Source organism: Paraburkholderia sp. RL17-347-BIC-D (assembly GCF_046027915.1).
Taxonomy (GTDB): domain Bacteria; phylum Pseudomonadota; class Gammaproteobacteria; order Burkholderiales; family Burkholderiaceae; genus Paraburkholderia.
In genome coordinates, this window is the sequence record NZ_JARESS010000003.1 from 29,722 (window position 1) to 55,197 (window position 25,476).

Sequence of the window (25,476 nt, forward strand, 5' to 3'; positions counted from 1 at the left end):
CGTCAGTGCCGTTCTTCAGTGGCTCTTCAGGGCCTGTCAATTGCTCTTAGCGCCCGGCTCGCCGCGCGGCGACCTGGCCCAGCACCGCGAAATCCTTCTCGCCGTCGCCGTGAGCCATGGCCTCGAGCAGGCTGTCGCGCACCACGCTAGCAATCGGCAGCGGCGTCGTGACGGCGTCGGCCGCGGCCAGCGCGAGCCGAATGTCTTTCAGGCCGAGACGCGCCTTGAACAGCGCCGGCTCGTAGCGCTGCTCCGCGATCAGCTTGCCGTAGCCGGAGTAGACCGGTCCCGGAAACAAGCCGCTCGTGATCACGTCGAGGAAATCCTGCATGGCGAGACCGTGTCCGGTCACCAGTGTGGCCGCTTCGCCGAGCGTCTCGACTGCCGCGCCGAGCATGAAGTTGGCGGCGAGCTTCATGACGTTCGCCTGCTGCGGGAGCGAACCGATGCGCCAGGTCTTCTGGCCGATTGCGTCGAAAATCGGCTGGACGCGGTCGATCGATTCGGCTGGGCCGCCTGCGACAATGGTGAGCTTTCCCGCCGCCGCGACATCGGGCCGGCCCATCACCGGCGCGGCGACGTAGTTGACGCCGCGCGACGCGTGCGCCGTCGCCAGTTCCTCGGCCAGCGCCACCGAGATCGTCGCCATGTTCACGTGGATCAGCCCGCGCGGAGCGTGTTCCAGCAGCGAAGCGGTGATGACCTCGCGCAAAGCGCTATCGTCGGCGAGCATCGAGAACACGGCGTCGCCCGCAAACGCTTCGGCCGGCGTCGCGACGACCCGCGCGCCTGCGTCGGCGAGCGGTTGCGCGCGCTCCGGTGAGCGGTTCCACACGCGCACCTGATGCCCGGCTTTCAAAATGTTTGCAACCATCGCGGCACCCATCTCGCCGAGACCGATAAAACCGATGTCCATCTGTCGCTCCGTCTTCTAAAGAACTGGAAGTAAAACACACCCATGCGACACGTGCAGGACAGCGCGCAAAGAAACACGGTGCGATACTGCGGTGATGGTGACCGCGACATTCCGCTTCTACGAGGAGCTGAACGATTTTCTCGCCCGGCCGCTGCGCCGGCGCGCGTTCAGCTACGCCTGCGCGCCGGGCGCCACCGCGAAGCACATGATCGAAGCGCTCGGCGTGCCGCATACCGAGGTCGAGCTGATTCTGGTCAACGGCGAGTCGGTCGGTTTCAATCATCCCCTCGCGGACGGCGATCGCATCGCCGTCTATCCGAAGTTTGAAGCGCTCGACATCCAGCCACTCCTGCGTGTGCGCGAGCGGCCGCTGCGGGTGGTGCGTTTCATCGCCGACGCGCATCTGGGCGGCCTCGCGCCACTTCTACGGCTAGCCGGCTTCGATACGCTGTACGACAACCACTTTCCCGATGCCGACATCGAAGCGCTCGCCGCCGAGCAGCAGCGCATCGTCCTGACACGCGACCGCGAGCTGTTGAAACGCCGCAGCATCACGCATGGCTGCTACGTCCGCACGCTCAGGCCGCGCGAACAATTGCGCGAAGTATTTGAACGACTCGATCTGGCGGGCAGCGCGCAACCGTTCCGCTTGTGTCTGATGTGCAATGTGCCGCTACGGCGCATCCCCAAAGAGGAAGTCGGCACACGCGCGCCCGACGGTGTGCTGGAACGGCATGCCCAGTTCGTCACCTGCGACGTGTGTCGCCGCGTGTTCTGGGAAGGCACGCATTGGCAAAGAATGCGCGCACTGATGGACAGCGTGGCCGCCGCGCCGGGACGGTCCGAGTGAGCTTCGATTCAGAGTCATCCCGGTTCGCATTGCACGTGGCAAACCACGCGCGCGGAAGCTGAACGCCATGCGTTCGCGCGACGCTCGGCGCGATGCGTACAATGCGGGATTACTTATCTGGCAGAGGCCTTCCGTATGGCGATGAAAAAAACCGACCTTGAAAAGAACAAGGCACTCAAGCTGAACAACGCAATGAAGCTGTCGACCGCCGACCGTTTCGGCAAAGCCGCCGCAGCCGAGCCGAAGCTCGATCGTCGCGAACAGCGCAAGCTCGACCAGGCGCAGGGCCTCGTCGCGTTTGCCTGCAAGCTGAACGGTGATCTGGTGACCGAACTGAAAGAGCGCGCCGCGACCCATCCCGAAGGGATGAGCGGTTTGCTCAACGAAGTCATCAAGCGCGGCCTTGCCGGCTAATCGCCGCAAAAAACCCGCCCAGAATGCAAAAAGGCCAGAGCTCATGCTCTGGCCTTTTTGCTTGCGACGCCTTCATCCGAATCGCGCTGCATTAGCCGGCTAGCGGCGCCGTGCAGTCGACCCGGCGAAGCTGGCCCGAAGAATCGGGCGACAGCTTAGTTTTGCGTGCCCTTGTCGTTCGTGCCAGCTGCCGAAGCAGCTGCCGAAACCGGAGCGCGCTTACCGTGCGTCGTCAGCTTCTTGACGTGATGCTTCTTCGGCGCGCTTGCTGCAGCAGCCGGCGCTGCGTCCGACGCTTGTGCGAAAGCTTGAACAGAAACCAGCGCGATCGAAGCGGCTGCGAGCGAGACGATAACTTTTTTCATGTGTTGTTCCCCAAACCTGGACGACTGAGTCAATGTGAATGAATAAGCTGCACGGTGAAGCAGACAGGGCTTGAGGCGCCTTCCCGCTCCCCGCGGGAGAGTATTACCCAGTGTAGGCGGTTTGTCATGCCCAAAACTCGATATGTATTTTCCGGGAGACAGCTTTGCTTTCGACCCGCTTTCACTCGTTAAGCATCCCGTACCAGGGGATTCACCTAGACCGCGTCAAACGAGGTTGCGCAGCAGGCTGGCGTTCTCCAAAAGGGTCGGCAACACCCGGTGCAGCGCGGCATTGGCCGACTCCTGCCCGATCGGCATGCTGACGCTGATCGCCGCCACGACCGAACCATGCCGGTCACGCAGCGGCACCGCGACGCCGCGCACGCCCAACTCCAGTTGCTGATCTGTGACCACGTAGCCGTTGCGGCGAATTTCGCCCAGCACTTCGCGCAACTGTTCGATCGTCGAGTAGGTGTGGGGCGTGAACACCTTGATCGGATACGACGCCAGCCAATGCTCGATGTTCTCCGGCGCCTGGAACGCCAGCAGGACCAGTCCCGCCGACGACAACGGCGCGGGTGCGCGCGAGCCGAGCACGAAACCGACCGCCATCGCCCGGTTCACCCCGTTGCGCGCCACGTACACCACATCGTGTTCGTCGAGGATCGCGACCAACGCGGTTTCCTGCACGGTCGCGGTAATGCGCTGGAGGAACGGCTGCACGGTGCGCGGCAAGCGCGCCGAATCCAGATACGACTGGCCGAGCCGCAAGACACGCGGCGCCAGCCAGAACAGCTTGCCGTCGGTATCCACGTAGCCGAGTTCACGCAGCGTCAGCAGATAACGGCGCGCCGCCGTGCGCGACAGACCCGCGCGGCCGGCGACCATGGTGGGCGTCATGCGCGCGTGCTCTTCGTCGAATGCTTCGATGATCGCCAGCGCTTTCGCGGCGCCGGCGATCCAGTCTTTCTCGTCCATTGCGTTTGCCTGAAAATCGGCCGGTCGTTGGGTCAGTCGTGTCCGAGGTCCGTGGCCGACTGGCGCGATTATCGCGCGAGTCGGCTAGAGAACGAACCGCCATGAGCGGATTCAATCATTTGAGGTCTCAGCGCATCTGCTCAGCGACGCGGTGTGACTCGGCGCACTGCCGATATCAGGCTCTCCCGCCAGCCCTTGAACCGCAGTTTGTCATGCGACGATCCCGAGTACCTTGAGAAGACGTCGAAGCGGCATGCCGACATTTCGGATTCCCGATCGACGCACCGCTCAATAGCGCGATCAATAACGATAAGTCAGTGCCGGTATCGCGAAGTAGTTATTCTTCGACTGCACGATCGGGCTGTTCGCCGAAGCGCCGAGAAGCCGCGTCATGCCGCCAACTCGCGCTGCGCAAAGGCGTGCGCGAACTCGATGAACTGGTCACCGAATTGCTGACCTTGAGCCGTCTGGAACAAGGTGCGGGACATCTAGTGCTGATGCGCGTGTCGGTGGATGAACAGCTCGATAGCATGGCCGCGAGCATGTGCAACGATGTCGTCGACCGCTCGCTGACGCTTTCAGTTTCCACGGGCGGGGAGGCGGTTGCGCAGGCGCCCACGTATCATGTCTGCGATCCCAAGCTGGTCGCGCGTGCGCTGCTGAATCTGATCCGCAACAGAACGCGCTATGCAAAGCGCGCGATTTCGCTGGGCGCGGAAGTCGATGGGACGGGCACGCTGGTGCTGACCGTCGACGATGACGGTCCCGGCATTCCGCTCGCCGATCATGACCGTGTGTTCGAGCCGTTTCATCGACTTGATTCGAGCCGTGACCGGCACACCGGCGGTTTCGGCCTTGGCCTTGCGATCGTGCGGCGTGTGGCACTGGTCCATGGCGGAGACGTGCGGCTCGAGTCGGCCGCCTCAGGCGGCGCACGCTTCGTGATGACGCTGCCGGCGTTGACGTTGCCGGCGAACGCGACCACTAACTAGCCAGCCCCGCGCCTCTGCCGGGCCACGAGCAACTTGTCACACAACAACCGAATTAGATAGACCACCTTTGAAAAACGAAACCCGCCAACACCTGCGCGCCAATGTCCTGATGCTGATCGCCGCGATGATCTGGGGCTCCGCGTTCGTCGCGCAACGCTTGAGTCTCAACGCGATCGGACCGTTTCTGTTCACCGGCCTGCGCTTCCTGCTAGGCGCGCTGGTCGTGCTGACGCTGATCGTTTGCGTGCGGCGCTCCGCGCTGGCTGAACTGTCGAAGCGCGAACCCGGCGGCGCACGCGAGCTGCTCGGCGCCGGCGCGCTGCTCGGCGTGGTGCTGGCCGCCTCGATTTCATTGCAGCAGATCGGCCTGCAATACACGAAGGTCGCCAACGCGGGTTTCATCAGTTCGCTGTACGTAGTGATCGTGCCGCTGCTGGGCGTGCTGTTCAAACATCGCACGGGGATCGGCACGTGGCTCGGTGCGGCGCTCGCGGCCGTCGGCATGTATTTCCTGAGTGTCAACGAGCACTTTTCGATGCTGTATGGCGACTGGTATCAGCTCGCCGGCGCGCTCGTGATCTCCATTCAGATGATGCTGGTCGGACGTTTCGCGCTGCGCCACGACACGCTGATGCTCGCGCTCGTGCAGTTCGTGACGTGCGGGCTCGCGTGCCTTGTTGTCGGTCTCGCCGTCGAACCGTTCAGCCTCGCGGTGATTGTGCGCGCCGCGCCGACCATCCTGTACGGCGGGGCGCTGTCAGTCGGTATCGCCTACACGATTCAGGTGGTCGCGCAAAAACACGCGGCGCCGTCGCACGCGGCGGTGATCTTCAGCATGGAAGGTGTGGTCGCCGCGCTTGCGGCCTGGCTCGTGCTCGGCGAGACACTGTCGGCGCGCGCGCTGTTCGGATGCGCGCTGATGCTCGCGGGTTTGATCGTGTGTCAGGTGATGCCGGCGTGGCAACGCGGACGTGAACGCGTGACTCGCGCGTCGTCTTGAGGATGCAGCCAGCCACCCCATTCGACGCCAAAGCGTGCGAGATATTTGCGCAGGCGTTCGGCGTCGTTGGGTTGCTTGCTGCCCTCAGGCCGCCCGCGGATGCGCAAACAAAGCGGGCGTATCGGCGGTTGGCGGAAACACGCACCAGCAGCCGTCGTCGTGACGAAAGAAGAACAACCCGCGCGAGCCCCTCTCGAGCGAAGTCTCGACGCGCACATAACGCCGCCCTCCCAGGCGAGTACGGCTGAATTCGGTGACGTGAACCGGCGCCGAAGGCTCCGGAGCGAGCCATTTCTCAACCAGAAACCGCAGCGACTGTTCGCTTGCCGTTCTCATGATCCGCTCCGGGCCGGCTTGTCCTGGTGCGCGTCGCGCGTGGCGTCGCTATTCTCGTCGCTGTCGGCGAGGTCCGCCTCGTGTTCAGCGGATGCGTGCGCGATGGCCCGATTGGTGGCTGCCGCCCGCAGCGTGCTGCAATGGGTGGCATGTCGGATATCCGAGAGAAGACGGACAAGCTGTCGAGCTGTTCTGCGTTTCATTCCACACCCCCGCACTGCACCAATAACCTCAGAAAACACTTTAACTCTATGCCTGGATCGGGCGTTGCCGAAATGGTTTTGACTAAATAGCAACAGTTGCGCTTGCAAAAAGAGAGACGCAATCTTTGTACCGTCCGTCTTCAATGTGCGCGTCTGGCAGGCAGCGGTCTGTACGGTGGCGAGCGCTTGGGCAACTTGAAAAACTTGCCCGGCAACGGTTGGAGAAACGACTGCGAACGCGAGTTATCCACAATTCCCTATGAATAACTTCGGGATAGCGCATGGAACAGCCTGTGTGCGGAATCTTGATAAGACGGCGCGTCAGGCAAGCCCCGTCAAAGTTATCCCGGTTTGGTAGTTTTTCTACAGACGTGTTCCGCAGGGTTATCGAGTTTGCATGGCGTTGATGTGATGGAAGATTCGGGAGTTATCCACAGAAGGGGTTAACCCTTGTTAACTATTACTACATATGTATACGTATGAAGTAAAAGACATAGGGTAAGTAATGCTTCGCGATGAGATGGGAGGCTGATCAGGTCTTGACCAGCCTCGACACCGCGAACGCCCGCGGACGGGTCAGGGCGCTACGCCGACTCCGCTCGCCGGCTGCACGGACGCCGCCTTGCCGATGGCATCGGGCATCTCGGGAACGGGCACTGGAGCCGTCACTTCGACTGGCACCGGCAGCAGGCGCGTCTCGATGCGGTTATTGGCAACCGGCTGCGTGCGCACCACCGTCTGCAGATAATGATCGACGAGCCCGAAGAAGCGGTCGTAGAACTTGCCCGACGGAATGGTCTCGCTCGAAATCTTGACCATTGCATCGCTGTTCGAACGGATCGGCAATGACAGCGACCCCAGCACGCTCAGTCCGACGCTTGCCGACGTGTCGCTTTTCTTCAGCGCAAAGCCGTTCTGCACCGCATTGACATAGACGATGCTGGTATCGCTCGCTTCTTCTCCCGGCGTACAGACCACGTGAAATTCGACGACCACATGCGTGTCGCCCGTCGGCTGGAAGTTCTTGGTGCCGTCGACGGTATCGTTGCGGGTCATCGTCGTCAGATAGCCCTGGCTCAAGAGCGCCCGGCGCGCGGCCTCGCAGCTATCCGTGGTGCTCGAATTGAAATTGCGTGCGTACGGGCTCGCGCCGGTTTCGAACAATTCCTGCTGGAATTTCGGCTGCGGCGTGCTGCTACAGGCGGCAAGGGTCAGCAGGCCGGCAAACGCGGCGGCTGTGGATCTGGAAAACGAGGTCAACATGGTCGATCGGAAGAGACGCTGCGTCAGCGCGAATGGGAATGCATTGTAGAGCGGTTGCCCTCTCTGCGTAAAAAGGGCGCAACGTGGCGTCTTACGGGACGTGACAATGCATGACCGCGGCTGCGGCTCTGCGGTAGGAAAAGAGACGAATGTCGCTTAGTGTGACGTCGCGGGAAGTCCCGTCGCCGACGTCGCCGCGCCGTTCAATCCGGCGGCATTGACGGCCGGGACGGTGAACGTATCGGCCCAGTTGCCCGGTGCCGCGCAACGGTCAGACGCAGGCCGTGCCGCGCACATGCCGGCCTGCACATCCGATTGTTGCGCAGCGTCTTGCGATGGCGCGACCGCTGCGAAGTCTCCGACGCGCAAGCTCACCTTCTGCGCGTACGCTTGCGATCCGCCGTAGCTCTTGAGCGCGGCGTTCATATCGCCGTTGGCCGAACGCATGTAGCCGTACAGAATCGCCGAGCCCACTTCGATATTCGCGGTTGGCTCGGTGAGGTCCTTGACGTTCCTCAGCAGTCCGCGATGGGCGCCGGGCACGACTTGCATCAGCCCGGTCGCGCCGTTAGCGCCCTTGGCCTTTTCCTTGAAGCGGGATTCGATCGAGATGATCGCCAGCAGGAGCGCCGGCGGGAGGGAATATTTCGAAGCGGCCGATTGCACCGCGTCGGAAATCTTTTGAGCCTTTTCCTTTGCCAGACCGAATTTTTGCGTCAGGTACGCGGACATCCGGTCGGTGTTTTCGTCGGCCGTCGCGGTCTGCATCAGGCCGAGCGAAAGCACCATCAGGCAAAGTAACCGGCTCATAGCGGAGGACGGGAAAGAAAAGGGAATCCGGCCATTATAGCTCTGCCCCCAAATTAGACCCAGAACGAACCGAAATTCGTCTGAAGTATCGTGGCTGGTGGGCTTCTTTCGCATGTCAGTGTGACGGCTTCGGCTTCAGCACGTAGTCGTCGTTCAGCGTCGCCAGGAAAACGGCGACGTCGTCGATATCGCGCTCCGACCAGACCCGACGCTCACCGGCATTGCGTGTGAGCGGTTCGTCGGTCGGGTCGACGTTGACGTGCCGCGCGGCCGGTTAATCGTTGAATTTGTCGACCTTGCCTCGCCCGCAAATCTGGATTGCGTGGCACGCCGAGCGCCTGGAAGTTTGAAATCCGTGAATAGCGGATGAGAGCCGTCCACGCCCACTTGATCGATATGGCAGGTGGCGGAATAGCCGCCCGCTGGATTGTCGACCAGTTTTTTCCCCCTCAACACTTGTGCCGTTAGTTGCAATTTATTGTCCAAGTAATAGTCGGACTTGCTTCTGTGCGGATCAAATCTCGGATCTTCGAACTCGAACCGTTCGATCGCATACGTGGCATGCATGGAGGCTTTGGCGCGTTCGACGAAGATGTTCTCGCCGAAGACTTCCTTGAAGCGCGCCGCGTACGGCGTCCGCTCCAGTTTCGCGAGCACGGCCGCTGGATCCTTGTCGGCCCGTTCGGATTGAACAGCGAGAAACTCGCCTGATCGCGCGGACGGCTAAAGCGGCCATCACAACCGACACCGCCCACCGGGCGCGTTTCCCGTTTCGCTCAGACGCTCGGTCATGCTCGCCGCCTGCGTGTGACTCCACATCGGCGCGCGGTTCAGCACGTAGCGCAGGCCCGGCACGGCGCGCTTGCCTTGCGAACGCATTACACCCTACCCAACTGTGCCGCGATGCTGTTGGGCGGCCCGTACGCGTGCGACGGGCACTCTCACGGCGTCATTCCGCGTAACGTCGATGCAACGCCGCCGCGATCTCCGACATGCGCGCGCGCAACTCAGGCGGCGCCAGCACCTCGGCCTCGGTGCCGAAGCGCAGCAATTCCGCGCACGCCTGTCTCACGGAGCCGACCGGCAGCGTCACGGTGCGCCAACCATCGATGGGATCGGGCTCGTCAATGATCGCCGCCGAGCGCGCGAACGGCGACACGAAGATTTCGAGCATCCGCATGCCCCAAGGCGACAGACGCAGCCTCGCTTCGCTCGCATGCATTTCTTCGGAGAGACGCTGCGTGCTGTCCTGCCAGTAGGCGGCGAGATCGAATGCGGGCGGCCGCTCGAACGTCTCGTCCAGCAAGCTCAATTCGAGAATGCGTGAAATGCGGTAGATGCGTACGTCCGGCGCGACGCGCCCGACCACATACCACGCGCCGCTTTTCAGCACGATGCCGAGCGGTTCGATCCGGCGAAACTTCTCCGCTTTCCAACTCTGATAGCGAATCTCCAGCGGATGCTGCTCCCACACCGCACGCGCGATCGACGGCAGATAAGCGGGCTCGTCCGCGTCCGAAAACCACGCTGGCGCATCGAGATGAAAACGCGAGCGCATGCGCTCCGCGGTCGAGCGCAATTCGACCGGCAGCGCGGCCAGCAACTTGGTCTGCGCGCCGGCCATCACCGCGCCCAGGCCGAGCGCCTGCATCGGTCCCGGCAGGCCACCGAGAAACAGCGATTCTGCTTCCTGCGAGGACAAGCCGTTCAGCCGCGTGCGGTAGCCGTCGAGCAGGCGATAGCCGCCTTCCGACCCGCGCTCGCTATGAACCGGGACGCCTGCAGCGCTCAGCGCGTCGATATCGCGATAGATCGTGCGCAGAGAAACCGCGCATTCGTCGGCGAGCGACTGCGCTGTGACGCGGCCACGCGCCTGCAGCGTCATCAGGATGGAAAGAAGGCGGCTCGCTCTCATGCGGACAAGTGTAGTGATACCTGACACAAACTGACAGGTATGGACGCTTAGGATGAACGCATCCCCCGGCGCTTCGTTGCTGCCTCAAAGCCGGTTTTTTCGTCCACCACGCACATTCGGGAAGGCTCAAGCCATGACCACAGACCGCACGATCACCCTGTTCCACTCGCCGCAATGCCGCTCCGTCAGCGCGCTCACGCTGCTGGAAGAGCTCGGCGCGCCGTACCAGTTGAAGGTGCTGAACATGAAAGCCGGCGAGCAGCGCAAAGCGCCCTATCTCGCCATCAATCCGCTCGGTAAAGTGCCGGCGATTCTCCACGGCGACGCGCTGGTCACCGAACAGGTCGCCATCTTCATCTATCTGGCGGACCTCTTTCCTGAAGCCGGTCTCGCGCCGGCGCTCGATGATCCGTCGCGCGGGCCGTATCTGCGCTGGCTGGTGTACTACGCAGCCTGCTACGAACCGGCGCTGGTCGACAAAGCAATGAAGCGTGAACCCGCTCCGCCCTCCACTTCGCCCTACGGCGATTTCGATTCGATGCTCGCAACGGTAACGAGTCAGTTGCAGGCCGCGCCTTATTTGCTCGGGGACACGATGTCGGCGGCGGATATTTTGTGGGGCATCGCCTTGCATTGGGGAATGATGTTCAAGCTGGTGCCCGAAACGCCGGCCTTGCTTGAGTATGTCGAACGCATTTGCTCGCGGCCGAGCTTCGTCGGCGTGAACGAGCGAGACGTCGCGCTGGCGGCCGAGCACGCGGCGGCAGTCAAAGACGCTTGAAGATGGCGGCGAGCGGCCGTGTTGCCGGCCACCGCTCGGCGCGCGGGTTGGCTCGCCGGTTGAATCCGCCCGGATTTGAGACAATGAAGCCCGCCGGCGAATATCCTCCCCGGACAACCGGGTGTAGGCTTGGCATTCGTGCCGGTGCCGGCCCATCGAACAAGAGATGTTTTCAGGTATGAGCAAGACCGCATTCATTCCCAGCGTCCCCGCGACGTCGGAGGACGATTTTGAAATTTCAGCCACGTCGAAGCTGGCCGGCTATCGGCGTTTCTTCGGCGTGTTGAAAGTGGTTCGAACCACCGACGGACGCGTGCTGTTTCCGTTCGACGGCGCGCCCGAACTCGGGCCGTACGCGACCAAGCTGGAAGCAGTCGCTGCGGCGCAGGTGTACGGCGAACATATCGTCATCAGCGATCTAGCGCGGCCGGAGTTGTAAGCGCGAGTGCGTGGCCGGTTTTGCGTTGGCCGCTTGCGTTGACCGTTGGTAGCGATCACTTCGGGAGCTGCGAATGACCTGTGCGCGCAAAGTCGGTTCATCGGCCGCTGTCATGTGGCGTGCGGCTTCTCTCGTGAGCGTGCTCGCTGCGACGCTCTGTCAATCGAGCTTCGCGCAGGATGCCGACGCTCCCGCCGGACAACAGGCGCTCGGACGCGCCGAAGTGATTCACGCGCAAGTCCGCGTGGTCGCAATCAATACCGTCACGAATAGCGTCACGCTGCGTGGTCCGCGCGGCAATCTCGCTGACGTGGACGTCAATCCTGCCCTCGCCGATGTCAGCCGGCTCAAGATCGGCGACAAGCTCAACGTTGCGTATCAGCAGGCGCTGCTGGTCAACATCGACAAGCTCGCGACCAAGGGTGTGCGCGAACGCGTGGAGACGACCGCGGCGATACCGGCTTCGGCGGGCTACGCGTCGTCGGCGCATAGCGTGAAAGTGGTCGCGACGGTGATGAAGATCGACCGCAAGACCCGCATGGTCACGCTGCGTGGCCCCAAGCATCAGCAGGTGCTCAGGGCCGCAAAGGGGATTTCGCTCGATCGGTTGAAAGTCGGCGATAGCGTGCGCGCGGAGTTTGTTTCTGCGGCGGCGGTGGAGTTGGTGAGGGAGTGAGGATGAGGTTCGTGGGACGCCGACCGTAGGCGCGAAAAAAAGCCACCTGTGAACGACAGGTGGCTTTTTTCCAGCAATAGAGCAAGCAACAGCTACCTCACTCCACTGTCACCGATTTCGCCAGATTCCGCGGCTTGTCCACATCCGTACCCCGCGCACACGCCGTGTGATACGCCAGCAACTGCAGCGGCACCACATGCAAGATCGGCGACAACAAACCGTAGTGCTCCGGCATCCGGATCACATGCAAACCTTCGTCGTTAACGATCTTCGTATCCGCATCGGCGAACACATACAGCTCACCGCCGCGCGCGCGCACTTCCTGAATATTCGACTTCAGCTTTTCCAGCAGCGCGTCGTTCGGCGCCACCGTCACCACCGGCATCGCCTCCGTCACGAGCGCGAGCGGCCCATGCTTCAACTCGCCAGCCGGATAAGCCTCGGCGTGAATATACGAAATCTCCTTGAGCTTCAGCGCGCCTTCGAGTGCGATCGGGTAGTGCAAGCCACGCCCGAGGAACAGGGCATGTTCCTTGCGCGAAAACTCTTCCGACCACGCGATGATCTGCGGCTCCAGCGCCAGCACGCTATTCAATGCCGCCGGCAAGTGGCGCAGTTGCTTCAGGTACACCGCTTCCTGCTGTTCACTCACACGGCCGCGCATCTTGCCCAGCGTCGCCGCCAGCACGAATAGCGCAACCAGTTGCGTCGTGAACGCCTTGGTCGACGCCACGCCGATCTCGCGGCCCGCGTGCGTCAGGAACGAGAACTCCGTCTGACGCACCATCGCGCTCGTACCGACGTTGCAGACCGCCAGCGTATGTTTGTGGCCGAGTTCCTGCGCGTGCTTGAGCGCCGCGAGCGTGTCCGCCGTTTCGCCCGACTGCGAGATCACCACTACCAGCGACTTCGGGTTCGGCACCGACTCACGGTAGCGATACTCGCTGGCGATTTCCACCTGAGTCGGAATCTTGGCGATCGATTCGAGCCAGTACTTCGCGGTCAGCCCCGAGTAGTAGCTGGTGCCGCACGCAAGGATCAGCAGGCTGTCGATCTCCGCGAACACCTTCTCCGCGCCCTCGCCGAACAGCGAGGCATCGAACGAATCGGCTTGCGGGATCGTGTCGGTGATCGCGCGCGGCTGCTCGAAGATTTCCTTCTGCATGAAGTGGCGATACGGGCCGAGTTCGACCGCGCCGCCATATGCCGCCACTTGGCGCACTTCGCGCTGCGCTTCATTGCCGTCGCGATCGGCGATGCGTGCACCTTCGAGCGACAGTTCGCAGACATCGCCTTCTTCGAGGAAGATGAACCGTTCAGTGCTGCCCGCGAGCGCCAACGCGTCCGAAGCGAGGAAGTTCTCGCCGTTGCCGAGCCCGACCACCAGCGGCGAACCCTGCCGCGCGCCGACCACCGTATGCGGCTGATCCTTATGCAACACGGCGATCGCATACGCGCCGTGCAATTGCCCGACGGCTTCACGCACCGCCGCGAACAGATCGCCGCGGTACAGGCTGTGAATCAGATGCGCGATAACCTCTGTGTCGGTCTGCGAGACGAACGTATAACCCTTGCCACGCAACATTTCGCGCAGCGTTTCGTAGTTCTCGATGATGCCGTTGTGTACCAACGCAAGCGCATCTTTCGAGAAGATCGGGTGCGCGTTGTCCGTGACCGGCGCGCCGTGCGTCGCCCAACGCGTATGGGCAATACCCGTGATGCCTTCGAGATGACTCCCGCGCACCTGTTCGTCGAGATCGGCCACCCGCGCCACGCTGCGCGCGCGGCGCGGACCGTCTGCGCCAAGCACGGCCACGCCGCACGAATCGTAGCCGCGATACTCGAGGCGACGCAGTCCTTCGATCAGGACGGGAACGATATTACGTTGCGCTACCGCGCCGACAATGCCACACATGGCTCATTCCTTTTCAGTGCTAGTGCTGCGTTTCAGGGAGCGCGCGTTGAGCGCGCGTCATGACCATCAGCTCTTTTTCTTGGTCGGGCGCACGTAGCCCGTTTTGCTCGTTTGCGTCTTGTCGTTCAGGACCAGCGCGTCGGCCTCAACGTCCTTCCAGACCGTGGTGCCCGCCGCGATCGTCACGCCGCGCTTCACACGCACCGGCGCAACCAGTTGCGTATCGGAACCGACGAAAACGTCGTCTTCGATGATCGTGCGGAATTTGTTCGCGCCGTCGTAGTTGCAGGTGATGGTGCCCGCGCCGATGTTCACGCGCGCGCCGATATCCGCGTCGCCGATATACGTGAGGTGATTCGCTTTCGAACCGTGGCCGAGCACTGCGTTCTTCACCTCGACGAAGTTGCCGACATGCGACTCGTCGTGCAACGACGCTCCGGGGCGCAACCGCGCATACGGTCCGAGCACGACATTCGCGCCGACTTCGGCGCCTTCGATGTGCGTGAACGCGTCGACGCGCGTACCGGCGCCGATGTTCGCATCGCGGATGACGCAGTTCGGCCCGATGGTGACGTTCTCAGCCAGCGTCACGCGGCCTTCGAACACGCAATTCACGTCGATCGAGACATCGCGGCCGCATTCGAGCGTGCCACGCACATCCAGCCGCGCCGGATCGGCGAGCGTTACGCCCGCGACCAGCAGCGCATCCGCCACGTTGTGCTGATGAATCCGCTCGAGTTCGGCAAGCTGCTGCTTGCTGTTCACGCCGAGCGTTTCCCACTCGTCGTCCGGCTGCGTGGTGACGACTTCAAGGCCTGCTTCGATCGCCATCTCGACCGCGTCGGTCAGATAGAACTCGTCTTGTGCATTGTCGTTCTTCAGCGCGGCAAGCCAGCCGCCCAGACGCTCGGTCGGCGCGACGATGATGCCGGTGTTGATCTCGGCGATCTCGAGTTGCTCGGGCGTCGCGTCTTTCTGCTCGACGATGCGCGCCACTTTGCCTTGCGCATCACGCACGATGCGGCCATAGCCGCTCGGGTCCGCGAGCGTGACAGTGAGCACGCCGTAGCCGCCCTGCCCCGCACGCTCGGTCAGCGCCTGCAGTGTGCTGGCGCGCGTGAGCGGCACGTCGCCGTATAGCACCAGCGTAGGCGCGGACGGATCGAGCAGCGGCAACGCCTGCTGCACCGCGTGGCCCGTGCCGAGCTGCTGTTCCTGCACGGCGAACTGCACGTCCGGCGCGGCGACGGCCTTGCGCACGGCTTCGGCGCCGTGGCCGATCACCACCACGAGATGCGTGGGTTTGAGCGTGCGAGCCGTGTCGATGACGTGAGCGAGGAGCGGCCGGCCAGCCAGGGGATGAAGCACCTTGGGAAGCGCGGACCGCATGCGCTTGCCGGTGCCTGCCGCCAAAATCACAATGTTCATGGCACGGCAAATAGACGAGTTTGGAGGCGTCGATTCTAACACGCACCCTCTAGCGAAAAAGGCCGCTGTGGCGGCCTTGATGCGTACTGCAGTGTGCGGAAACGCCCATACCACGGGCGTTTTTCGTCAAAGCTCGTCGAACTGGACGATGGAGATCGATTTTGTTGCGCTGGGCATTGCGCCGTCGCCGGCATCGGTCGAACACGGCTCCTCGTCGAAGGCGATATCGCCTTGCGGATCGGCCTCGCCGGTCGCACGCAGGCCCGCGAACGGGAACAGCTTGTGATCCATCAAATGCGAGGGCACGACGTTCGACAATGCATTGAACATGTTTTCGATGCGACCCGGGAAGCGCTTCTCCCAATCGCGAACCAGCGCCTTCATTTCCGCGCGCTTCAGATTCGGCTGGCTGCCGCACAAGTTGCACGGAATGATCGGAAATTCGCGCAGCTCGGCGTACTTCTCCAGATCGGTTTCCTTCACGTAGGCGAGCGGGCGGATCACGATATTCTTGCCGTCGTCGGATTGCAGCTTGGGTGGCATGCCCTTCAGCTTGCCGCCGTAGAACATGTTCAGCAGCAGCGTTTGCAGAATGTCGTCGCGATGATGGCCGAGCGCGATCTTGGTCGCGCCGAGCTCGCCGGCGACGCGGTAAAGAATGCCGCGCCGCAGCCGCGAGCACAGCGAACAGGTAGTCTTGCCTTCCGGTACCAGCCGCTTGACGATGCTGTACGTATCCTGATTCTCGATGTGAAACGGAATGTCGAGCTGCTTCAGATACTCGGGCAGCACGTGCTCGGGAAAACCGGGCTGCTTCTGGTCCAGATTCACCGCGACGATATCGAAGTTGATCGGCGCGCGCTCGCGCAGCCGCATCAGAATTTCGAGCATCGCGTAGCTGTCCTTGCCGCCCGACAGACACACCATGACCTTGTCGCCGTCCTCGATCATGTTGAAGTCGCCGATCGCCTGGCCGACCTGGCGCGCGAGCCGCTTGAACAGCTTGTTGTTCTCGTACGCTTCCTTCTGTTCGCGGCGCGTGAGCGGCGACTTGGCGCGCGAGGCGGCTTGCGTGGCCTCGGTTGCGGCAGCGGCTTCGGCGGTTGCGGCGCCGTTCAGGATCTCCGGAGCATTCATGGCTCAATCCTCTTTGATGCGGAAGACTTCGACGCCCACCGCGTCGCAGTCAGGATAAACGTCCGGCTTTTCCGTCGACACACGCGCGGCCCGCACTTGCGGATGCTCGAGCATGGTCTTGACGAGGTCGTCACAGAGCGTTTCCTGCAAGTGGATGTGGCCTTGCTCGACGCGTCGCGAAATGGTCGAGCGCATGAAGTCATAGTCGACGACTTCGTTCAGCTTGTCCTGAACCGGCGTGGACAGCGCGAGCGGCACGAACAGTTCGACGTTGATCACGACGCGCTGTTCGCCGCGCTTTTCGAAGTCGTGCACGCCGATGTTGATGTGCACTTCGTAATTGCGCAGAAAAAGCCGGCGGCAATCGGCGAGCCGGGGATGCGAAAGAGCGGCAAACATGTTCGTTCCAGTCGAAAAAAGCGTGCGGAGCACGCAAAGGGGCGCTTCACAGCGCGGCGGCCGCCGCTACAACGGCTGGCCGCGCGCGCTTCAGGCGCCCGTCAAAAACATAACGTCGCGCGGCAGCGGCACGAGGTGCTGCCCGCCGTCGACCACCAGCGTCGTTCCGGTGACGCCCGCTGCATCCGCGAGATACAGCGCGGCGGCGACAATATCCTCGGCCCGCGACGCGCGGCCCAAAGGCGTAGTACGGTGAGCGGCCGCGAAACCGTCCGTCGTTTGATCGCCGGACTGCATCGTCAGACCGGGTGCGAGCCCGACCACGCGCACTTTCGGCGCCAATGCCTGCGCCAGCGCGACCGTGGCTGTCTGCAACGCCGCCTTGGTCAGCGTGTACGACAGATAGTCCGGGTTCATGTTGTACAGCTTCTGATCCAGCACGTTGATGACGACGCTGCGCAGGCTTTCGTCCGTGCGCGCGGCTTCCGGCGTGGCCTCGAACAGCCTGCGCGCCAGCACCAGCGGCGCGCCGACGTTCATCGCGGTCAGCTTCAGCAGCAAGTCGTAACCGACGGTCTGCGCCGTGTCCTCTTCGAAGCGCGACGCATTGTTGACGATACACGACGGCCGGCCCAAGGCGTCGATACAAGCCGGCAAAAGCCGCTCGACCTGGGCCTCGTCGCCCAGTTCTGCCTGCAAAGCGACTGCCCGGCGGCCCAAGGCGGTGATTTCAGCGACCAGTTCGTCGGCCTCTTCCCGCGAGGCGCCGTAGTGGACGGCCACGTCCCAGCCACGCGCGGCAAAGCCGAGCGCGAGCGCCCGCCCGATACGGCGGGCGGCGCCGGTAATCAGCACGACGCGCGGCGTTTCGGGCGCGCGGGGGGCGGCGGTGTCCAGAGAGGCGGTCATTTACAATGCGGGGATGAATCCGAAAGCTCACCAACCCGATAGTTTACCTGCTCCCGGCCCGAGCGCGCTTGCGCAGTCCGAAGCGCTGGTCGCGCAGATCCGAACGGAGCTCGACGCCGCCGGCGGCTGGCTGCCGTTCGACCGCTACATGGAACGTGCGCTGTATGCGCCGGGGCTCGGCTATTACAGCGGCGGCGCCCGCAAATTCGGGCTGCGCGGCGACGACGGCAGCGACTTCGTCACCGCTCCGGAACTGTCGCCGCTGTTTGCCGCGACGCTGGCCCGCCCGGTTGCGGAAGCCTTGCAGGCGAGCGGCACGCGCGACGTGATGGAATTCGGCGCCGGCACGGGCAAACTCGCCGCCGGCTTGCTCAACGCGCTCGACGCTTTGGATGCGGAATTCGACAGCTATTCGATCGTGGATCTGTCGGGCGAGCTCCGCGAGCGCCAACGCGAGACGATCGAGGCCGCTGCGCCCGCGCTCGCGGCCAAAGTGCGCTGGCTGGATGCTTTGCCGGAGCGCTTTGAAGGCGTGGTAATCGGCAACGAGGTGCTGGACGCGATGCCGGTGCGCTTGTTCGCCTTCACCGGCGGCGCGTGGCTCGAGCGCGGCGTGGTATGGCGCGACGACGCGTTCGCCTTCGACGATCGGCCTGTGTCCGCCGCTTCGGACCTCGCGCTGCTGTCGGAAATCGAAACCGCCGGCGAAGACTACGTGACCGAAACGCACGAAGCCGCGAGCGCATTCACACGCACGATCTGCACGATGCTCGCACGCGGCGCGGCTTTCTTCATCGACTATGGCTTTCCGCGTCACGAGTACTACCATACGCAGCGTGCGCAAGGCACGTTGATGTGCCACTACCGGCACCGGGCGCATGGCGATCCTTTCCTCTATCCGGGCTTGCAGGACATCACGGCGCACGTGGAATTCACTGGCATCGCCGAAGCCGGCGTCGAGACGGGCGCGGACTTGCTGGGCTTTACGTCGCAAGCGCGGTTTCTGCTGAATGCCGGGATTACCGAGGCGTTATCTCGAATCGATCCTACGGACACGGCGAGATATCTGCCTGCGGCGAATGCGGTGCAGAAGTTGTTGTCGGAGGCGGAGATGGGCGAGCTATTCAAGGTGATCGCGTTTTCGCGCGGACTGGATGACACGCTGCAAGCGTTTTCCAGTGGCGACCGGTCGCATACGCTATGAAGTTTTGCTTCAGGAATTGGCCATGATCCGCTGGCTGTTGACTACGTTTATCGCGGTGGCGGTGTTGTCGTCTTGCTGGCCGTGGCTTAGGAAGATCGGCATTGGGCGCCTGCCGGGCGATGTGACTTTGCGGATCTTTGGGCGGGAGTACCCGTTTCCGTTTATGTCGACGTTGGTGTTGTCGATGGTGCTTTCGCTTCTGGCCAGATTGCTCTAGTTTGCCATTGACGGCAGCGGCAAAGAAGCAGGCTCGAAGCCGCCGCCCAAGACGTCAAAAAACGGACTTAGCCGATCGCCGCTTCCACAGCCCTGACCCGCTCCTGATGCACGGCATCCTTGATCCCAGCGGGTGCATCGACAAGCCGCTTAGCCACAGCACCGGCATCGACGCCACGCGCAGCGACCAGCGCGACTCTCAACCGCTCAGCCTGCGGATAATCCCGCATCTCAAACCCAAGCCGCCCGCGAGCATCCGCCTCGCACGCCTGCAAGGCTTCGGCGAAACGCGCGGGTTTGCGGATCGCATCGCTGCGTTCAAGCAGCCTCACCAGCGCCGCGGCCCCCATCTCCATCACACGATGAATATTGCCGTGCTCACGTGCAACCAGCACCGCAAGATCGCGGCAATCGTTAGGCACCCGCAGCCGCTCGCATAACGGCTTCAGCAGATCCACGCTGCGGCCCTCGTGGCCGATATGCCGCGGCAGCACGTCTTCGGGGGTAGTCGCCTTGCCGAGGTCATGGGCCAGCGCGGCGAACCGAACCGGCAACGCATAGCCCTGCTGCGCGGCATGATCGACCACCATCATCACGTGCACGCCCGTGTCCACTTCCGGGTGATAGTCGGCGCGTTGCGGCACGCCGAACAGCGCGTCGATTTCCGGCAGAATCCGCGCCAACGCGCCGCAGTCCCGCAGCACCTCGAACATGCGCGACGGCTTCTTCTCCATCAAGCCGCGCGACACTTCCTGCCACACGCGTTCGGCCACCAGCGCGTCCACTTCGCCGTCGGCCACCATCTTGCGCATGAGCGTCAGCGTCTCCGGCGCGACCGTGAAATCCACAAAGCGCGCCGCAAACCGCGCGATCCGCAAAATCCGCACGGGGTCTTCGAGAAACGCATCGCTGACGTGGCGAAACAGACGCGCCTGCAAATCACCCTGGCCGTTGAACGGGTCGATCACCGGGCCGGTCAACTCGCCGTCCGGACGCACCTCGCGCGCCATGGCGTTAATGGTCAGATCGCGGCGCGCCAGGTCTTCTTCGAGCGTGACGTCCGGCGCATAGAAGAACTGGAAGCCGTGATAGCCGGCCGCCGTCTTGCGCTCCGTGCGCGCGAGCGCGTATTCCTCGTGCGTCTGCGGATGCAGGAACACCGGAAAATCTTTGCCCACCGGACGGTAGCCTTGCGCCACCATCTGCTCCGGCGTCGCGCCGACCACCACGTAATCACGGTCCTGCACCGGGACGCCCAGCAACTCGTCGCGGATCGCGCCGCCTACTGCGTAGATGTTCATGGGCAGTCGTCTTGATACGGAACCGTGTGCGTTTCGCTCAGCGAGTCGTCGATCCACGCTTTCACCGCCGGCAGTTCCGTTACGCGCCGTACATAAGCTTGGGATACTTCCGACAGCGCCGGCTGCCACGTGTTAAAGCGCATCACGACCGGCGCGTACATCGCGTCGGCAATGCTGAACTCGCCGAATAAAAACGGGCCGCCGTAGGTGTCGAGACAGTCGCGCCAGATTGCCTCGATACGCGCGATATCAGCCAACGCGCCCGGTGTCGCGTTCTTGCCCGGGAACGACGCGCGAATGTTCATCCACATGTTCGAACGCAGTTCGCCGAAGCCCGAATGCATTTCCGCGCTCACGCTGCGCGCGCGGCTGCGCGCGGCCGCGTTGCGCGGCCAGAGCGCATGTTGAGGAAATCGCTCAGCCAGCGTTTCGGCGATCGCCAGCGAATCCCACGTGGCCGAACCGTCGTCGTTGACCAGACATGGGATCTTGCCCGGACCCGACGGCGCAAGTGCCAGCACTCTCGCATTGGTGTCCGGCTGATTCAGGTGGATCAGCACTTCTTCGAACGGAATGCCGAAGTGTTTGAATAGCAGCCACGGCCGCATCGACCATGATGAGTAATTCTTGTCACCAATAAGCAGCTTCATGCTTTGTATAAGGAATGAGAGAAAATTTAACGTCCCGCGCTGGCGCGGAATGTGTCGAAGCGCGAACGCGTGGACGTGCCGGTCAGATAAATCGGCGCGATCGTTTCGATACTGGCCGGCTCGATGCCGAGTTCAGGCGCAAGCGGTCCGCTCAACACGTTGTCGACTTTCATCGAATCGAGATTGTCGCGCGAGATCACCGGTTCGCCGGGTGCCATTTCGAAGGTCAGCGCCTGCAGCCGCGCGAACGCTTCCGGCAAGCGGATGATGCGTGCATGCTTGCCAATCACATCGCCGCAATACTTGACGAGATCTTCGAGCGAGTAAACAGTCGGGCCGCCCAGTTCATAGGTGCGGCCGCCGGCGGCATCGAGGTCGAGCACGTTGACGATCGCCTTCGCGACGTCGCCGACGTACACCGGCTGGAATTTCGCATCCGGCATGGCGAGCGGAATCACCGGAAACATCCGTTGCAGGAAGGCGAATTTGTTGAGGAATTGATCTTCCGGGCCGAACACCACGGAGGGCCGGAAAATCGTCCACGCCAGATTCGCCGCGTGCACGGCCTTCTCGCCGTCGCCCTTCGAGCGCGTGTACATGCTCGGGCCGTTCGAGTCGGCGCCGAGCGCGCTGATATGAAGCAGCCGGTGCACGCCCTTGCCTTCGCACGCGGCGACGACTTTAGTCGGCAATTCCACATGCATCCGCGCGAACTCCGGGCCATACGGCGTGCCGCGTTTGCCGTGCAGCGTGGCCACGAGGTTGATCACGCAATCGGCGCCTTCGACGAAGCGCGCGAGCTGGACCGGATCGAACACGTCCGCTTCGATCACGTCGATGGGCAACAGGGTGAGATGACGGGCGTTGTAGCGCCGCCGGGTGGCGATGCGCACGTCCTTGCCCATTTCGACGAGGGCGTTGACGAGATGGCTGCCGATAAAACCTGAGCCGCCGATGATCGCAATGGCTTTATGTCGCATTTTCGACTCCCTGGTGGAAGCCGCGGCAACGGCTGGCGTGGCGCGCCGCCGCCTCGGAACGAGGTGGCGGCGGCACGGCGCTTACGGCGCGATATAACCCAGCCGCGCCTTCAGCGATTGCGGACGGCCTTCGAACAATGCCGCGTAGTAGACCGTGTTGGACAACACATTCTTAACGTAGTCGCGCGTTTCCTGGAACGGAATCGCCTCGGCGAAGATCGCGCCTTCCACCGGATGCTGCAAGGACTGCCGCCAGTTGCGCGGACGGCCTGGACCGGCGTTATAGCCCGCGGTGGCCAGCACGGCCGACCCATCGAACTGATTGTAGATCATCGACAGATAGTTCGTGCCGAGCAGGATGTTGGTGTTGATGTCGTTCATCTGCTCGCGCGAGATCGGCCCCAGGCCGATCTTCTTCGCGACCAGTTGGGCGGTGCCCGGCATCAACTGCATCAAACCGCTCGCGCCAACTTCCGAGCGCGCGTTCATGATGAAGCGCGACTCCTGGCGAATCAGGCCATAGGCCCACTCCACGTCCAGTCCATTCGACTGCGAATCGCGCTCGACGATATCCTTGAACGGCGACAGATAACGCAGCGAGAAATCATGCTCGCTCTTCGTGCGATCCGCCGTGTTGACGGTGCGGTCATACAGCTCGATACGGCGCGCGTATTCGGCGGCCGCGATCAGTTGGCGGTCGCTCATGGTACGCAGCGGCCAGTTCCATTCGCGATTGCCTTCGAGCCGCAGATTCAGCGCGTAGAAGCGCTGCGCCAGATCGAAGCCGGGCGTGTTGCCGGCCTGTTGCACCTCGGCGTCGCTCACCGTGGTTTTCGGCGGAACCGTGATCTTCTGGCCCAGTTCTTCCGCGGCTAACTGGCCGTAGAAGTTGAAGCCCTGCGAAATCGACTCGAATTCCTGATTGGCCGTGGTCGTGTCGCCGGCCTGCTTGAGCGCACGGGCATGCCAATACACCCACGACGGCTGATTGCGCAGCGCAGCGGGCATCTGTTCGATCGACCAGCGCACCATCGTCCAGTCGCCCGCGAGCAAGGCGGTGCGGGTGCGCCATTCATACGCGGGGTTCGACAGCGGCGCATTCACCGACAGGCGATACCAGTCCACCGCGCTCGGCATCTGCTTGGCGGCGGCCTGATAGGCAATCGTGCCCCAGCCGATGGCGCGCTCGGGCGAGCTCAGCGACGGCGCCACCGAGGCAAACGTGGCCGCGGCCATGGCCGGATCGTTGCGCGCCATGCGCGTGATGGCCAGCAACGCCAGTTGATGCGACTGCGTATCCGGACCGACGCCGCGCGCCAGCAGCAGCGGCGGCGTAGTGGTGGCCTGATTGAACAGCACCGGATCGGGCGGCTCGTTGCTGAGCGCATCGACGAGCTTCGCGCCCGTGTTGGTGTAGTTCTGTTCGTAGGCGAGGCGGATCTGTTGCCATACGTCGGCCGAATTGAACTGCTGGTTGATAGCCAGCGAGTTGATCAGATCGACGCAGCCGTCACCGTACCACTTCGGATCGACGAGCAGCGCGCGCGCCGCATCCGCGACGTTTTCGCCGCGCGAGGCGCGCGATTCGAGCGCGTAGCACTTCACCTGCGTGTCGTCGTTCAGCACGAAACGGGCGTATTGCTGATCGAAGTTGCGCCAGTCGTGACGCGCGCCGAGCACCGTGAGGTAGTCGTTGCGCATGCGGTCGGCGATCGCCTGGCCGTCGTACTTTTGCAGAAACGACAGCACCGGCGCGTCCGGCGCGTCGATCCGCGCGTGGCCGCTCGAATCGAACAACTGCGGCTTGATCTGGAAGTACTCCAGATACGAAGGCGCCGGATAGCTCGGGATCATGCTGGCCAGCTGCGCTGCGCGCGCCGCGTCGTTATTGCGGGCGGCCTCGCGCAATTGGACGAAGATCTGGTCGTCGTTCGTGAGTTGCGAAAGGGGAAGGGGCTTGACGGCGGAGGCCGTGCTGCACGCGACGAGTGCCGCAGCGGCAAGCGCCAGACCGGCCGCGCGATATACTCGGTAAAGGCGTTTTGACATCGTTGTTTCTGGAGCGCGAATTGAACCCAAGCATAGCATGCAACCCTGCAGCGGAATCGAAAAAGGCGCTGCGTAAAATGCTATTGGAAGCAAGGCTACAAGCCGCTTCTGAGCCCGCGCACAATACCGCGCTCGCACGGCACCTGCTGGATGCGTTAAAGCAGTACGGTGTGAATAGCGTGGGATTCTACTGGCCGCTCGCCGGTGAATTCGACGCGCGCGCCGCCATCTCGGTCTGGCTAGCGGCAAGCGCGCAACGCGAGGCGAGTCTGCCGGTGGTCAAGGAGCGCGGCGTGCCCCTCGAATTTCATGCATGGACGCCCGCAATGCCAATGAAGATCGGCCATCATGAGATCGCCGAGCCGACGTCCGGGCGCGTTGTGATTCCCCAACTGCTGTTCGTGCCGTGCGTGGGTTTCGACGCTCACGGGTACCGGCTCGGTTACGGCGGCGGCTATTACGATCGCACGCTGGCTGCGTGGCCGAGTGCGGCCAAGCCGATCACCGTCGGCATCGCCTATGAAGCGTGCCGCGCACCGGCATTGATACGCGAAGCCCACGACATTCCGCTCGACCTGATCGTCACCGAGGCGGCGCTCTACCCGCGCCCGGCGGATTGAGCGTTTGGCGCGCGCCGCGCTTTTAGCCTCGGCGCGCCGCGCCGCCGCAAAACAAACAGTCCTGCGTTATAAAGACGCTGCCGCCCGCGCAGCCGTGTCGTAAAGACCTGACGCGTTGCGCATCAACTGCGCCGCTTCGCCGATCTGCTCGTTGGTCAGGCCGCTTTCCTTCAACGTCGAAATCAGACAGCTCTCGCGCACCTCGCGATACTTCAGACAGAGTTCGCGGCCCGCATCGGTCGCCGAGAAGAACACTTCCTTGCCGGTCTTTTCGCTTTTTACATACCCTCTAGCTACGAGCTTCTTCAACGCGTAGGTGGCGACGTGCGTGTCTTCGATGTTCAACACGAAGCAGATGTCCGCCAGCTTCTTGCGTCGCTCGCGATGGCTGACGTGATGCAGCAGCGAGACTTCGATGGCGGTCATGTCCTTTTCGCCTGCCGCCGACATGCAGCGCACCATCCATCGGTTGAATGCATTGCCCGCCATGATGAGCGCGTACTCGAGTTCGGACAGTTCCGCGCTGGTCTCGGACACGAGATGTTCCGAGGAGACGATCTTGGTGGGATGGCGCGACATGGTGACGATTCTCGACAGACAGGTTGGGAAGGTGTCGGGAGTGTACGACGCGCGTTCGATCCCAGGGAGCCTGGCACAAACGCTTATTGAGAAATTGTTGATATTTTATTGATAATGTACGCTTCAACCGTCGCCCGCCCGATGCCGTTAA

General features: G+C 62.8%; 28 protein-coding genes and 1 pseudogene. 10 read left to right on the plus strand and 19 right to left on the minus strand.

What is annotated here, in order from left to right; genetic code table 11:
• Positions 1 to 46: 46 nt before the first annotated feature.
• On the minus strand, positions 47 to 916 hold the full coding sequence (locus tag P0D96_RS05620; RefSeq protein WP_408176481.1) for an NAD(P)-dependent oxidoreductase: 870 nt from the start codon (positions 914 to 916) through the stop codon (positions 47 to 49).
• Between the two features lie 94 nt (positions 917 to 1,010).
• Here P0D96_RS05620 and P0D96_RS05625 point away from each other — a divergent pair, with 94 nt between their 5' ends.
• Positions 1,011 to 1,766, plus strand: coding sequence for a Mut7-C RNAse domain-containing protein (locus P0D96_RS05625; protein WP_408285694.1), 756 nt, complete (start codon positions 1,011 to 1,013; stop codon positions 1,764 to 1,766).
• Positions 1,767 to 1,901: 135 nt separating this feature from the next.
• Positions 1,902 to 2,180, plus strand: coding sequence for a hypothetical protein (locus tag P0D96_RS05630; RefSeq protein WP_091798267.1), 279 nt, complete (start codon positions 1,902 to 1,904; stop codon positions 2,178 to 2,180).
• Positions 2,181 to 2,335: 155 nt separating this feature from the next.
• Here P0D96_RS05630 and P0D96_RS05635 read toward each other — a convergent pair whose 3' ends face one another.
• Positions 2,336 to 2,545 (minus strand): hypothetical protein, encoded by a 210-nt coding sequence (locus tag P0D96_RS05635; protein WP_132376664.1) that lies wholly within the window; start codon positions 2,543 to 2,545, stop codon positions 2,336 to 2,338.
• A 225-nt stretch (positions 2,546 to 2,770) separates the two neighbouring features.
• Complete coding sequence (locus P0D96_RS05640; RefSeq protein ID WP_408312372.1) at positions 2,771 to 3,523, minus strand: IclR family transcriptional regulator domain-containing protein; 753 nt, start codon at positions 3,521 to 3,523, stop codon at positions 2,771 to 2,773.
• A 395-nt stretch (positions 3,524 to 3,918) separates the two neighbouring features.
• Between P0D96_RS05640 and P0D96_RS05645 the strand changes: the two are divergent.
• Positions 3,919 to 4,515: pseudogene (locus P0D96_RS05645) on the plus strand (ATP-binding protein); the annotation flags it as partial.
• Positions 4,516 to 4,582: 67 nt separating this feature from the next.
• Entirely contained in the window at positions 4,583 to 5,515 is a 933-nt protein-coding gene (locus tag P0D96_RS05650) for a DMT family transporter (RefSeq protein ID WP_408312375.1), read from the plus strand.
• Here P0D96_RS05650 and P0D96_RS48800 read toward each other — a convergent pair.
• The 6 genes from P0D96_RS48800 to P0D96_RS05675 all read right to left on the minus strand — a co-directional run bounded on the left by P0D96_RS48800 (position 5,458) and on the right by P0D96_RS05675 (position 10,042).
• Complete coding sequence (locus tag P0D96_RS48800; RefSeq protein WP_494471452.1) at positions 5,458 to 5,622, minus strand: hypothetical protein; 165 nt, start codon at positions 5,620 to 5,622, stop codon at positions 5,458 to 5,460. The two genes, P0D96_RS05650 and P0D96_RS48800, sit on opposite strands and share 58 nt — an antisense overlap.
• Positions 5,600 to 5,851 carry a hypothetical protein gene (locus tag P0D96_RS05655; protein WP_132376661.1) on the minus strand — a complete coding sequence of 84 codons (252 nt, stop codon included), beginning with the start codon at positions 5,849 to 5,851 and terminating at the stop codon, positions 5,600 to 5,602. Before P0D96_RS05655 ends, P0D96_RS48800 begins: the two co-directional genes overlap by 23 nt.
• 779 nt (positions 5,852 to 6,630) lie before the next feature.
• Entirely contained in the window at positions 6,631 to 7,317 is a 687-nt protein-coding gene (locus P0D96_RS05660; RefSeq protein WP_408176476.1) for a DUF2242 domain-containing protein, read from the minus strand.
• A 156-nt stretch (positions 7,318 to 7,473) separates the two neighbouring features.
• Positions 7,474 to 8,127, minus strand: a complete 654-nt coding sequence (locus tag P0D96_RS05665; RefSeq protein WP_408285686.1) for a lytic transglycosylase domain-containing protein — start codon at positions 8,125 to 8,127, stop codon at positions 7,474 to 7,476.
• 153 nt (positions 8,128 to 8,280) lie between these two features.
• Complete coding sequence (locus tag P0D96_RS05670; RefSeq protein WP_408312377.1) at positions 8,281 to 8,784, minus strand: hypothetical protein; 504 nt, start codon at positions 8,782 to 8,784, stop codon at positions 8,281 to 8,283.
• Between the two features lie 292 nt (positions 8,785 to 9,076).
• On the minus strand, positions 9,077 to 10,042 hold the full coding sequence (locus tag P0D96_RS05675) for a helix-turn-helix transcriptional regulator (protein WP_408312379.1): 966 nt from the start codon (positions 10,040 to 10,042) through the stop codon (positions 9,077 to 9,079).
• A gap of 133 nt (positions 10,043 to 10,175) precedes the next feature.
• Between P0D96_RS05675 and P0D96_RS05680 the strand changes: the two genes are divergently transcribed.
• From P0D96_RS05680 to P0D96_RS05690, 3 genes are all read left to right on the plus strand, one after another.
• Positions 10,176 to 10,823, plus strand: a complete 648-nt coding sequence (locus P0D96_RS05680) for a glutathione S-transferase family protein (RefSeq protein WP_408312382.1) — start codon at positions 10,176 to 10,178, stop codon at positions 10,821 to 10,823.
• A 178-nt stretch (positions 10,824 to 11,001) separates the two neighbouring features.
• A complete protein-coding gene (locus P0D96_RS05685) occupies positions 11,002 to 11,262 on the plus strand; it encodes a DUF6723 family protein (RefSeq protein WP_132376655.1) in 261 nt (86 codons plus the stop codon).
• 73 nt (positions 11,263 to 11,335) lie between these two features.
• Positions 11,336 to 11,938, plus strand: coding sequence for a hypothetical protein (locus P0D96_RS05690; RefSeq protein ID WP_408176472.1), 603 nt, complete (start codon positions 11,336 to 11,338; stop codon positions 11,936 to 11,938).
• Between the two features lie 97 nt (positions 11,939 to 12,035).
• On the opposite strand, the gene glmS is transcribed toward P0D96_RS05690, so the two are convergent.
• From glmS to P0D96_RS05715, 5 genes are all read right to left on the minus strand, one after another.
• The gene (glmS, locus tag P0D96_RS05695; RefSeq protein WP_408312385.1) at positions 12,036 to 13,853 is read right to left on the minus strand and encodes a glutamine--fructose-6-phosphate transaminase (isomerizing); all 1,818 of its coding nucleotides are present in this window, start codon (positions 13,851 to 13,853) and stop codon (positions 12,036 to 12,038) included.
• A 66-nt stretch (positions 13,854 to 13,919) separates the two neighbouring features.
• The gene (gene glmU, locus P0D96_RS05700) at positions 13,920 to 15,281 is read right to left on the minus strand and encodes a bifunctional UDP-N-acetylglucosamine diphosphorylase/glucosamine-1-phosphate N-acetyltransferase GlmU (protein ID WP_408312388.1); all 1,362 of its coding nucleotides are present in this window, start codon (positions 15,279 to 15,281) and stop codon (positions 13,920 to 13,922) included.
• 126 nt (positions 15,282 to 15,407) lie between these two features.
• Positions 15,408 to 16,418: a tRNA 2-thiocytidine(32) synthetase TtcA gene (ttcA, locus tag P0D96_RS05705; protein ID WP_132376651.1), complete on the minus strand. Its 1,011-nt coding sequence runs from the start codon at positions 16,416 to 16,418 to the stop codon at positions 15,408 to 15,410.
• A gap of 3 nt (positions 16,419 to 16,421) precedes the next feature.
• A complete protein-coding gene (locus P0D96_RS05710; RefSeq protein ID WP_012434647.1) occupies positions 16,422 to 16,817 on the minus strand; it encodes a dihydroneopterin aldolase in 396 nt (131 codons plus the stop codon).
• Between the two features lie 90 nt (positions 16,818 to 16,907).
• Complete coding sequence (locus P0D96_RS05715) at positions 16,908 to 17,726, minus strand: SDR family oxidoreductase (RefSeq protein WP_408176467.1); 819 nt, start codon at positions 17,724 to 17,726, stop codon at positions 16,908 to 16,910.
• Positions 17,727 to 17,739: 13 nt separating this feature from the next.
• On the opposite strand from P0D96_RS05715, the gene P0D96_RS05720 reads away from it, so the two are divergent.
• Together P0D96_RS05720 and P0D96_RS05725 are read left to right on the plus strand one after the other, a co-directional pair.
• Positions 17,740 to 18,930 carry a class I SAM-dependent methyltransferase gene (locus P0D96_RS05720; protein ID WP_408312392.1) on the plus strand — a complete coding sequence of 397 codons (1,191 nt, stop codon included), beginning with the start codon at positions 17,740 to 17,742 and terminating at the stop codon, positions 18,928 to 18,930.
• Between the two features lie 22 nt (positions 18,931 to 18,952).
• On the plus strand, positions 18,953 to 19,147 hold the full coding sequence (locus tag P0D96_RS05725) for a DUF2905 domain-containing protein (RefSeq protein ID WP_132376648.1): 195 nt from the start codon (positions 18,953 to 18,955) through the stop codon (positions 19,145 to 19,147).
• Between the two features lie 67 nt (positions 19,148 to 19,214).
• Here the strand turns inward: P0D96_RS05725 and P0D96_RS05730 are convergent, their stop codons facing one another.
• From P0D96_RS05730 to P0D96_RS05745, 4 genes are all read right to left on the minus strand, one after another.
• The gene (locus P0D96_RS05730; RefSeq protein ID WP_408312395.1) at positions 19,215 to 20,447 is read right to left on the minus strand and encodes a multifunctional CCA addition/repair protein; all 1,233 of its coding nucleotides are present in this window, start codon (positions 20,445 to 20,447) and stop codon (positions 19,215 to 19,217) included.
• Positions 20,444 to 21,097 (minus strand): glutathione S-transferase family protein, encoded by a 654-nt coding sequence (locus P0D96_RS05735; protein ID WP_408176463.1) that lies wholly within the window; start codon positions 21,095 to 21,097, stop codon positions 20,444 to 20,446. Before P0D96_RS05735 ends, P0D96_RS05730 begins: the two co-directional genes overlap by 4 nt.
• 26 nt (positions 21,098 to 21,123) lie before the next feature.
• Positions 21,124 to 22,077, minus strand: coding sequence for a complex I NDUFA9 subunit family protein (locus tag P0D96_RS05740; protein ID WP_408176462.1), 954 nt, complete (start codon positions 22,075 to 22,077; stop codon positions 21,124 to 21,126).
• 81 nt (positions 22,078 to 22,158) lie between these two features.
• The gene (locus P0D96_RS05745) at positions 22,159 to 24,126 is read right to left on the minus strand and encodes a lytic transglycosylase domain-containing protein (protein WP_408176461.1); all 1,968 of its coding nucleotides are present in this window, start codon (positions 24,124 to 24,126) and stop codon (positions 22,159 to 22,161) included.
• A gap of 77 nt (positions 24,127 to 24,203) precedes the next feature.
• Between P0D96_RS05745 and P0D96_RS05750 the strand changes: the two genes are divergently transcribed.
• Positions 24,204 to 24,746, plus strand: coding sequence for a 5-formyltetrahydrofolate cyclo-ligase (locus P0D96_RS05750; RefSeq protein WP_243658237.1), 543 nt, complete (start codon positions 24,204 to 24,206; stop codon positions 24,744 to 24,746).
• A gap of 66 nt (positions 24,747 to 24,812) precedes the next feature.
• Here P0D96_RS05750 and P0D96_RS05755 read toward each other — a convergent pair whose 3' ends face one another.
• Positions 24,813 to 25,325, minus strand: coding sequence for a winged helix DNA-binding protein (locus P0D96_RS05755; RefSeq protein WP_106284849.1), 513 nt, complete (start codon positions 25,323 to 25,325; stop codon positions 24,813 to 24,815).
• Positions 25,326 to 25,476: the final 151 nt, after the last annotated feature.

Excerpts from the sequence above, each read along its gene's own strand:
- P0D96_RS05620 (WP_408176481.1), bottom strand. The coding sequence starts at position 916 with ATGGACATCGGTTTTATCGGTCTCGGCGAGATGGGTGCCGCGATGGTT.
- P0D96_RS05625 (WP_408285694.1), top strand. The coding sequence starts at position 1,011 with ATGGTGACCGCGACATTCCGCTTCTACGAGGAGCTGAACGATTTTCTC.
- P0D96_RS05630 (WP_091798267.1), top strand. The coding sequence starts at position 1,902 with ATGGCGATGAAAAAAACCGACCTTGAAAAGAACAAGGCACTCAAGCTG.
- P0D96_RS05635 (WP_132376664.1), bottom strand. The coding sequence starts at position 2,545 with ATGAAAAAAGTTATCGTCTCGCTCGCAGCCGCTTCGATCGCGCTGGTT.
- P0D96_RS05640 (WP_408312372.1), bottom strand. The coding sequence starts at position 3,523 with ATGGACGAGAAAGACTGGATCGCCGGCGCCGCGAAAGCGCTGGCGATC.
- P0D96_RS05655 (WP_132376661.1), bottom strand. The coding sequence starts at position 5,851 with ATGAGAACGGCAAGCGAACAGTCGCTGCGGTTTCTGGTTGAGAAATGG.
- P0D96_RS05660 (WP_408176476.1), bottom strand. The coding sequence starts at position 7,317 with ATGTTGACCTCGTTTTCCAGATCCACAGCCGCCGCGTTTGCCGGCCTG.
- P0D96_RS05665 (WP_408285686.1), bottom strand. The coding sequence starts at position 8,127 with ATGAGCCGGTTACTTTGCCTGATGGTGCTTTCGCTCGGCCTGATGCAG.
- P0D96_RS05675 (WP_408312379.1), bottom strand. The coding sequence starts at position 10,042 with ATGAGAGCGAGCCGCCTTCTTTCCATCCTGATGACGCTGCAGGCGCGT.
- P0D96_RS05680 (WP_408312382.1), top strand. The coding sequence starts at position 10,176 with ATGACCACAGACCGCACGATCACCCTGTTCCACTCGCCGCAATGCCGC.
- P0D96_RS05685 (WP_132376655.1), top strand. The coding sequence starts at position 11,002 with ATGAGCAAGACCGCATTCATTCCCAGCGTCCCCGCGACGTCGGAGGAC.
- P0D96_RS05690 (WP_408176472.1), top strand. The coding sequence starts at position 11,336 with ATGACCTGTGCGCGCAAAGTCGGTTCATCGGCCGCTGTCATGTGGCGT.
- glmS (WP_408312385.1), bottom strand. The coding sequence starts at position 13,853 with ATGTGTGGCATTGTCGGCGCGGTAGCGCAACGTAATATCGTTCCCGTC.
- glmU (WP_408312388.1), bottom strand. The coding sequence starts at position 15,281 with ATGAACATTGTGATTTTGGCGGCAGGCACCGGCAAGCGCATGCGGTCC.
- ttcA (WP_132376651.1), bottom strand. The coding sequence starts at position 16,418 with ATGAATGCTCCGGAGATCCTGAACGGCGCCGCAACCGCCGAAGCCGCT.
- P0D96_RS05710 (WP_012434647.1), bottom strand. The coding sequence starts at position 16,817 with ATGTTTGCCGCTCTTTCGCATCCCCGGCTCGCCGATTGCCGCCGGCTT.
- P0D96_RS05715 (WP_408176467.1), bottom strand. The coding sequence starts at position 17,726 with ATGACCGCCTCTCTGGACACCGCCGCCCCCCGCGCGCCCGAAACGCCG.
- P0D96_RS05720 (WP_408312392.1), top strand. The coding sequence starts at position 17,740 with ATGAATCCGAAAGCTCACCAACCCGATAGTTTACCTGCTCCCGGCCCG.
- P0D96_RS05725 (WP_132376648.1), top strand. The coding sequence starts at position 18,953 with ATGATCCGCTGGCTGTTGACTACGTTTATCGCGGTGGCGGTGTTGTCG.
- P0D96_RS05730 (WP_408312395.1), bottom strand. The coding sequence starts at position 20,447 with ATGAACATCTACGCAGTAGGCGGCGCGATCCGCGACGAGTTGCTGGGC.
- P0D96_RS05735 (WP_408176463.1), bottom strand. The coding sequence starts at position 21,097 with ATGAAGCTGCTTATTGGTGACAAGAATTACTCATCATGGTCGATGCGG.
- P0D96_RS05740 (WP_408176462.1), bottom strand. The coding sequence starts at position 22,077 with ATGCGACATAAAGCCATTGCGATCATCGGCGGCTCAGGTTTTATCGGC.
- P0D96_RS05745 (WP_408176461.1), bottom strand. The coding sequence starts at position 24,126 with ATGTCAAAACGCCTTTACCGAGTATATCGCGCGGCCGGTCTGGCGCTT.
- P0D96_RS05750 (WP_243658237.1), top strand. The coding sequence starts at position 24,204 with ATGCTATTGGAAGCAAGGCTACAAGCCGCTTCTGAGCCCGCGCACAAT.
- P0D96_RS05755 (WP_106284849.1), bottom strand. The coding sequence starts at position 25,325 with ATGTCGCGCCATCCCACCAAGATCGTCTCCTCGGAACATCTCGTGTCC.